The 8,451-nt window shown below is 55.0% G+C and carries 5 protein-coding genes and 2 pseudogenes; 2 read left to right on the forward strand and 5 right to left on the reverse strand.

Annotation, left to right across the window (positions count from 1 at the left end; genetic code table 11):
* Nucleotides 1-467: pseudogene (gene lysK / locus QZ517_RS18860) on the reverse strand (lysine--tRNA ligase); the annotation flags it as partial.
* Nucleotides 468-610: 143 nt separating this feature from the next.
* On the opposite strand from lysK, the gene QZ517_RS18865 reads away from it, so the two are divergent.
* Nucleotides 611-1,033, forward strand: a complete 423-nt coding sequence (locus QZ517_RS18865; RefSeq protein ID WP_294230197.1) for a tellurite resistance TerB family protein — start codon at nt 611-613, stop codon at nt 1,031-1,033.
* Nucleotides 1,034-1,049: 16 nt separating this feature from the next.
* Here QZ517_RS18865 and QZ517_RS18870 read toward each other — a convergent pair whose 3' ends face one another.
* The 4 genes from QZ517_RS18870 to dacB form a co-directional block, all read right to left on the reverse strand.
* Entirely contained in the window at nt 1,050-2,687 is a 1,638-nt protein-coding gene (locus QZ517_RS18870) for an ATP-binding protein (RefSeq protein ID WP_294230200.1), read from the reverse strand.
* A gap of 224 nt (nt 2,688-2,911) precedes the next feature.
* Nucleotides 2,912-4,543, reverse strand: a complete 1,632-nt coding sequence (locus QZ517_RS18875) for an ATP-binding protein (RefSeq protein ID WP_294230203.1) — start codon at nt 4,541-4,543, stop codon at nt 2,912-2,914.
* 271 nt (nt 4,544-4,814) lie between these two features.
* Entirely contained in the window at nt 4,815-6,416 is a 1,602-nt protein-coding gene (locus QZ517_RS18880) for a response regulator (protein ID WP_294230206.1), read from the reverse strand.
* 259 nt (nt 6,417-6,675) lie between these two features.
* Entirely contained in the window at nt 6,676-8,172 is a 1,497-nt protein-coding gene (gene dacB / locus QZ517_RS18885) for a D-alanyl-D-alanine carboxypeptidase/D-alanyl-D-alanine-endopeptidase (protein WP_294230209.1), read from the reverse strand.
* A gap of 76 nt (nt 8,173-8,248) precedes the next feature.
* On the opposite strand from dacB, the pseudogene QZ517_RS18890 reads away from it, so the two are divergent.
* Nucleotides 8,249-8,451: pseudogene (locus QZ517_RS18890) on the forward strand (hypothetical protein); the annotation flags it as partial.

The following is an 8,451-nucleotide window of genomic DNA, read 5'->3' on the forward strand; positions in this document are numbered from 1 at the left end:
ATCTCATCAAACTGACCGCTGCGATAAAACTCTTTGGCGGAGTAGAACTCATACTCAAAGTCAAACGTATCTAGGAACCGGCGCAGCATGGCGTTGTTGTGGTCGCCAAAACTCTCATGTGTGCCAAACGGATCCGGCACCGACGTCAGCGGGATCTGCAAATACGGTTCCAGCTGCTCCGGATTTGGCACATTGGACGGCACTTTGCGCATCCCATCCAGATCGTCTGAGAAACAGATCAACTTGGTTGGAATGTCACTAATCGCCTCAAAGGCGGTCTTGATCATTGTGGTCCGGGCCACTTCGCCAAAGGTGCCGATATGTGGCAGGCCGGAAGGACCGTAGCCTGTCTCAAACAGCACGTATCCCTTCTCCGGCGCACCCTTTGCGTAGCGTTTGAGAAGCTTACGGGCTTCTTCAAAGGGCCAGGCTTTGGATACGAGGGCTGCGTCGCGCAGGTCAGACATTGTCCATCTCCGATGTCGGGATTGGTTTCAGCAAAATCATGCCTAGTGCCTCATTGCACAAGACAATCCGCCGCTTCCTATTGCTCCTTGCGGGGTCAGTCAATATTCTGCACCGCAACAAGGTCATTTCAAAGGAATTCCCAGTGCCGGATAAGACCCCAACAACCCTCACGCCGCAAGATTGCCTTGTTGTCGTGATGATCGCCGTATCGGCCTCTGACGAAAACATCCGCACCGCTGAGCTGGTCAAGATTCAGGTCGCTGTTAACAACTTGCCGGTGTTTGCGGAATACGACATCGATCGTATGCAGCACGTTAGCCAGCTGGTGTTTGAACTGTTTGAGCAAGAAGACGGACTTGCCGCCCTGTTTGGCCTCGTACGCCACGACCTGCCGGAACACCTGTTTGAAACCGCTTATGCGCTGGCCTGCGATGTGGCTGCTGCTGACGGCACTCTGGCGGAATCCGAACTGCGCATTTTGGAAGAGATCCGCTACGAACTGAGCATTGACCGGCTGCACGCCGCAGGCATCGAACGGGGTGCCCGCGCCCGTCACATGGTCTAAGACAACATTGCGGTTATCAGGACAGGCCTGATGACCGCGCCTCTTTGGCAATCATCGACAAAAGCTCGCGCTTTCGGAAGGGCTTGCTCAAAAAGTCATCCATCCCCGCCTCCAAACTTGCGTCAATATCACTCGGCTGCGTATTGGCGGTCAGCGCGATGATCTTACATGCTGTCCGGTCAGCGCCTTTTTCAAAAGCACGGATTTGCCGGGTGGCGTCCAAACCGCCCATGACCGGCATCAATAGATCCATCAGGACCACATCCCATTCACCACCCTCATAAGTCTGCACGGCCTGCTGCCCATCCTCGACAAACATCAAATCCGCGCCAGTTGGTGCCAACATCTTTTTCACCACCAACTGATTGGTCTTATTGTCTTCCGCCACCAGCACTTTGACGCCCTGCAACGAAGGTGGCACTTCGGTTGTTTGTTTGGGTGATACCACAAGTTCAAAGTCCAGTTGTGGTGGGCGGTCATTTTCATTTGGCGAGGGCGCACAACACGGCGGGGCCTGCACGTCCTGCACGTCCGCAATCGGGAACCCCAAACACACCTCAAAAGTGCAACCTTCCCCTCGTGCACTCCGCACAGAGACCTTCCCGCCCATGCGCTCGACCACCGCGCGCGTGATCGCCAGCCCCAATCCCGTGCCTTCTTCCCGCTGCATCTCCGGTCGGTCAACCTGTTCAAAGGCCGAGAAAACCATCTCGTGATCTTCTGGCGCGATCCCGACGCCCGTATCAGAAACCGCAATCTTCAGAGGCAAGGTCGCCTCAGGGTCAAACGTCACACGAACACTTACATGCCCTTCAGAGGTGAATTTGATGGCATTGCCAATCAGGTTGAGCACAACCTGCCGCACCCGTGTTCCGTCCCCAACAAAGGCATCCGGCACATCCGCCGGATAGTCTTCCAGCAACACCAGGCCTTTTGCATCAGCCCGAGCGCTCAACAACATAACCGTTTCCGAAATCAGTGTGCGCAGCGAGAATGGCTCGATATGTAGCGAAATTGTCTCCGACTGGATTTTGGAAAAATCCAGCACGTCGTTTACAATCTCCAACAGCGCGTTGGCCGAATGGAAAATTGTTTCAGAATAAAGCCGCTGTTGCTCGTCCAACGCAGTTTCCCGCAACAACTCGCACATCCCCATAATGCCATTCATCGGCGTGCGGATCTCATGGCTCACATTGGCCAAAAACCGCTCTTTGGCCTGCACCGCTTGCTCGGCACGTTCCTTGGCTATTTTGGTCAGTTCCAGCGCATCATCACGCTCTTTATTGGCTGACATATCCATGGACGAGCCAACCAAATGTGTCAGTTTTCCATCTTTGTTAAACAACGGACTGAGCGTGGTGCGCATGAGCGCAACCCTACTGCCCTTAGGGATTGGCACCTCATAGGTTACCTCCTCCGCCTGCGCCACAACATTCAAATGGTGCGCTAGCCCGCGCTGACCAACCACGCCGCCAAACACCTCTAATGCTGTTTTGCCAACCACTTGATCTAGGGTGACCTCCGCATAGTCCAGCGCTGGGCCATTTGCAGACACATATCGCGGCATCCCGTCGTCGCACACTTCCAGCACAAACACAGAAAAAGCGACCGAATTCAAAACTGCAAACGGGTCGATTTTCTGGCTTTGATCCACGGACTTCCCCTTAGTTCCTCGCCCCCCGAATTGCCTCTGCGGCAATCACATGGACCTTAGGCGAGCTGTTTTTTAGTTCGCCGTAAATTCACAAGGTTTGGTTAATTATTTCTAAAATTTGAACCGGAACAAGCGCTGCAAGCCCTCTTGGGTATACGACTTTTGTCGTAAGGGTTCTGCCCTCCTCTGTACATTGGACCAAACTGTACAGCCGCCGAACAACCCTACCCAGAAATCATCGAAATCAGATCGCCCCTGCGGAAGGGCTTGCTCAGAAAGTCATCCATGCCCGCATCCAGACAGGCCTCTGCATCACTGGGCTGCGCATTGGCTGTCAGTGCAATTATTTTGCACGCCGGACGCGCGGCATCTTTCTCAAACGCTCGAATTTCCCGTGTGGCGTCCAGCCCTCCCATGACCGGCATCGACAGGTCCATCAGGATCAGATCACATCCACCCGTTTTGTAAGCATCCACCGCTTGCTGCCCGTCCGGGACAAATTGCAATTCCGCCTCAGTGGGCCCCAACATCTTACTCACCACCAACTGATTGGTGCGGTTGTCTTCCGCAACTAAAATTTTGACCCCTTTGAGCGACGGTAACTCTGTCCTTGGTGTCCCATTTTTTGACGGCGTTAGAGCGCCAATGTTCGGTCTCTGCCTAACCTTAGGCACCACCGCGACGAGCCCTTTAGCGACGTCCTTGGCGGCAACCACCGGCAAATCCAATTGCACCGTAAACGCCGCCCCTCTGCCGAGCTCACTTTCAACCACGATCTTTCCGCCCATGCGTTCAACAAGCGCCCGCGTGATCGCCAAGCCCAAACCGGTGCCTTCTTCTCGGGGGGTGCCGGGCCCATCAGCCTGCTCAAATGCCGCGAAAATTGCGTCCTGCGCGTCCTGCGCAATGCCCGGCCCGGTGTCCGCCACCGTCAATCGCAGAGGATAAGCTGTATCCTCCCCGTCATACGCAACGGTCACATCAATACGCCCCGCATCGGTAAATTTGATTGCATTGCCAATCAGGTTCAACAGCACCTGCCGCATCCGGCTGGCATCCCCCACAAACCCATGAGGCACCATCGGCGCATAATCCGTATGCAGCACCAACCCCTTGGTCTCGGCCCGCGTGCTCAACAGGGTCGTCACTTCCAGGATCACCTGCAACAGTGAGAACGGCTCCTCAACCAGAGACAGTTTTTCCGCCTGGATTTTGGAAAAATCCAGCACGTCATTCACAATATCCAGCAGCGCATTGGCCGAGGTGCTGATCGTGTTCGAATACAGCTGCTGCTGTGGCGTCAGCTCGGTGTCCTGCATCAACTCAGACATGCCAAGGATGCCGTTCATCGGCGTGCGAATTTCGTGGCTCATATTGGCCAGAAAACGTTCTTTGGCTGTGCTGGCCTCCTCGGCCTTTTCCTTGGCAATCCTGGTCAGCTCAAGCGCCTCATCGCGCTCGCGTTCTGATGTCACATCAATGCTGACCCCAATCAAATGCGTCATGACGCCGTTTTCATCGAAAATCGGCGTCAACGTCGTGCGCAGATCAATCACTTTTTTCGGAAACGGAATGACCGACAAATAGGTTGCCGTCTGGGCGGCATCTATTACCTCGAGGTGTTTGGCCAGCGCCCGGTCCCCCATCGCACCACCATAAATCTCAAACGCAGTCTTCCCAACAACATCTTCTTGGCGGCGCTGTACCAGATCACAGCCCGCCTTGTTCATAGAGACATAACGTGGAAGACCGTCCTCACACAACTTCAGCACAAAAACAGAAGATGGCACGGCGTCCAAAAGCGCGTGGTAGCCTGGGAAATCCAAATCCGTCACACTTGGTGCCTGCCGCGTCATCGCCACCCCTTCAGGTGAAGGTTATTCTCAGATGTGTCTTATCTAATAAAGTGTTACCAAACTGTTGCGAATTGGAAGAAACCAACAAAACCCACCGCACTTACCTGTCCGTACTGTCAGCCTAAGCCACATGAAGTTGCAGCCCCATAAGGGTTGTCGTCTTTTGCCTGCAATCACAAGCGCCAGCCCTGTCCCCATGTGATGTGCCGTAGAACTAAGTCAAAGCGTCCTCGCAATCCTCGCCAACCAGAACAATATTCGCTGGCCCGGCTCACCACTCGATGATGGAGATCAATTCGCCTTTCCGAAACGGTTTGCTCAAGAAATCGTCCATCCCCGCCTGCATACAGGCTTCCGCGTCACTGGGCTGGGCGTTGGCGGTCACCGCAATGATCTTACACGCCGGGCGTTTCACATCTTTTTCATAGGCACGAATTTGTCGGGTGGCCTCAAGCCCCCCCAATACAGGCATCGACAGGTCCATCAGGATTAGGTCGCATTGCCCAGCCTTGTACGCATCCACTGCCTGCTGCCCATCTGGCACAAAATGCAGCTCCGCTCCGGTTGGCGCCAACATCTTCCGGATCACCAATTGGTTCACCCGATTGTCCTCTGCCACGAGAATTTCCATGCCCTTGAGCTGCTGCCCGGGTTGTGGTTCTGGCTCCGACGGCCGGGTTTGCGCATCCATCGGCGGATAAGACGCGATCAGCAATTCCTCAACTTCCTGGACTTCAACAAGCTCTTCAGTCACCGGCAAGGCCAACGACACCGTGAACGTGCTGCCAGCACCAATTTCGCTCTCCACATCGATTTTGCCATGCATGCGTTCCACCAATGCTTGCGATATGGTCAGCCCCAAGCCAGTCCCGTCTTCTCTGCGTGTGGCCAAGTTGTCGATCTGTTCAAACGCAGAAAAAATCAGGTCTTTTTCAGCATCCGCAATTCCGGGACCGGTGTCGCAAATGGACAACTTTAAGGGCCATCGTTTGGCGTCAGCATCATAAACAACCGATACATCGATCCGCCCAATTTCGGTGAATTTGATGGCGTTCCCAAGCAAGTTCAGAAGGACTTGCCGAACACGGCTGGCGTCTCCCAAATAGTTAGATGGCACCGACGTGTCGTAATTCACGTTTATTTTGAGCCCTTTGGCCTCTGCCCGTATACCCAGCAATGTGGTAATTTCCGTGACCAGACTCCGCATGGAAAACGGTGAATCATGGATCGACAGCTTTCCAGCCTGAATTTTTGAAAAATCCAGCACGTCGTTGATGATGTCCAAAAGCGCATTGGCCGAGCTCGAGATCGTATCGGAATACAGCTTTTGCCGATTGTTCAGCGTGGTCTCCCGCAACAGATCGCACATGCCAATAATGCCGTTCATCGGTGTGCGTATCTCGTGGCTCATATTGGCCAGAAACTGTTCCTTGGCTTTGTTGGCCTGCTCCGCCTTCTCCTTGGCTACCTTTGTTAAGGACAGCGCTGCGTCGCGCTGCCGCTCCGAGGTCACATCAGCCGAGCACCCCAACATGTGCGAAAGCGTGCCATCCTTATTGTAAATTGGCGTGAGAGTGGTGCGAATATGAAGCATGTTGGCGGCAAAAGGGAAGGCAATTTCATATGTCGCCGCTTTGCCGCTTTCCATAACAGAAATGTGCTTTTTTAGAGCCCAATCACCGGCGCTTCCGTGAAATATCTCGGCCGCTGTTTTGCCGTCAATAAACGCCTGATCCACCTGCGCGGTGGTGCGGGCGACCTTGTTCATCATCACATATCGCGGCAACCGGTCCTCGCCCACTTCAAGCACAAAGATGCCCATCTGGACTTCTTCTAAGAAAGCAAATTCATCCAATCTATCGCGTTTCCGCACGTGTTATCCCGCAACCTGACGGCCCAATTTCGATGGGCTTTTAAACTCTAGTTCAAATTATTCTGAACTGGTTACTGAAACCTTGCGGTCCGCTTGTCCTTGGCGCGACATCACCTACTTCGCGCTCTCTGACACTCCTTGCGTCACTGCGAACCCATTGAAAAAACTATCAACCACGCCACAAAGCCCCGTCAAGAAATTTGAAAAGCAGATTGGCTTTTGCGCAGAAATTGCACGCATAGCGCGCACCTAAGCGCCTCTAAGCGCCGTATACCGTGCCCCAGCGCTCAATCAGCTTCTGCTGAAGCTTCTTGGCCCGCCCATTGTAGGTGCGCGCGCCTTGGGGCCGCTCTCTGTCCGGCCCAATCAAACGGTCCCGCGCATTCACATCGGCGCCAAATATCGCAAAGGCCAGCTCGCGGCCGTCCGGTGTGGTGACATATCCCGCCAGCGCACTCACAAAATGCAACGTCCCGGTTTTGGCGTTGACCTTAAGCGGATGGGCCTTGTTCACCTTGCCGTTGGAGCCACGCAGCGCAATGGTTTTCAGGATCGGGCGCAACACCTGATGCTGCCCCGCCTGCGCCAACATCATCGCCATCTCATCCGCCCGCAACCGCGAAGCTTCCCCGAGGCCAGAATGATCGACCAATGCGGCGTTACGCATGCCCAAAGCCTGCGCCGCCCAGGCATTCATTGCCGCAGCGGAAGCTTTCACCGACCCAGGCTGCGCACCACGCGCCTGACTGGCCGCCAATCCCACCATTTCGGCGGTAATGTTTGTGGAATACTTCAGCATGGCTTTGACAATGGTCTTCAATGCCGGGCTTTGCTTGCGCGCCAATACTGCCCCGCGTGGTGCATTGTTGGTTTCCTTTGGAGCCTTTAGCGTGATCCCATGTGCCCGCGCCAAGGTTCGAAACACCTCTCCGGCGTAAACCTCTGGCTCGCGCATCGGCAACCACCGCGCACCACCTTTGCCCAAAGCCCCACTGGCCACAGTCCAATGGTCACGCCCGCCTTGCGATTTGTAAGTGTACACCGGCACGCTGCGCTTCACGATTTTCATCCGCGCCACATCAACCTCTGGACGGTATTTGTCGCTGCGCCCGTCCATGGCCACGGAATACCCATTGGCACCACGTTTCCACTCAAAATGCACACGGTTGTAGTTCAGCGCGATGCCCGACACAGCCGGGTTATATCCCGCGTGATCCGGCTGTTTCTTGTCGATCCGTTTTGTGGACGGCAAGGCCCCGCCCCATACCAGAAACTGCCCAGTGACTTCACGCACACCGGCCGCTTTCAGGGTGCGGGCCAAATCCGCCAGACCGTTGGTGTCTAGGGTCGGATCCCCGCCGCCCCGCAAAACCAGATCCCCACGCAAAACACCGTTTGAAATATTGCCCACGGCCACAAGACTGGTCTGAAACCGATGGTTCGGCCCGAGGTAGGTCAAAGCATAAAGCGCCGTCAGCACTTTGGTCACGCTGGCTGGCGGCAAACCATTGGTGGCCTGATGTCCTTCCAGTACCGCCCCATCGCCCATACGGGCCACTGCAAAGCTAAGCTTTCCACTCAACCCGCTGTCGCGGATCAAAGCATCTGCCGCAGGCGCGGACACAGGCAGGGCTTTTACACCGTTAGGCCGCAAAACCGGCCGCAACGAGCGCGTTGGCGCATCTGCCAAAACAGACGTACCAAGCGACGCGGCACTCAAACTCAAAAACGTACGGCGGGAAAATTCCTTCGTCATGCGTAAAACTTTAGCCTTTTGGCACCAGCAGGTTCAACCCGCCAAGCGTCAATTCTCTGTTTGCAATTGCGCATCAATGCGCAGACTTTTTGTCCCGGAACAAACATGTTACGCCGCAACCATGTGGAAAGTCTTTGTCCTGATGTTTGTTGCCATGTCGTTGATCCCCGCCGGGGACACCGCAGGCAAACTTATGACCCAAGACCACGGCACCAGCCCGCTGTTTGTGGCGTGGTCCCGGTTTTTGCTTGGCAGCTTGCTCACTTTGCCACTTCTGCG

This window comes from uncultured Shimia sp. (genome assembly GCF_913054185.1).
Classification (GTDB): Bacteria; Pseudomonadota; Alphaproteobacteria; order Rhodobacterales; family Rhodobacteraceae; genus Shimia.

Coding starts and splice junctions, on each gene's coding strand:
- QZ517_RS18875 (WP_294230203.1), bottom strand. CDS start 4,543: ATGACGCGGCAGGCACCAAGTGTGACGGATTTGGATTTCCCAGGCTAC.
- dacB (WP_294230209.1), bottom strand. CDS start 8,172: ATGACGAAGGAATTTTCCCGCCGTACGTTTTTGAGTTTGAGTGCCGCG.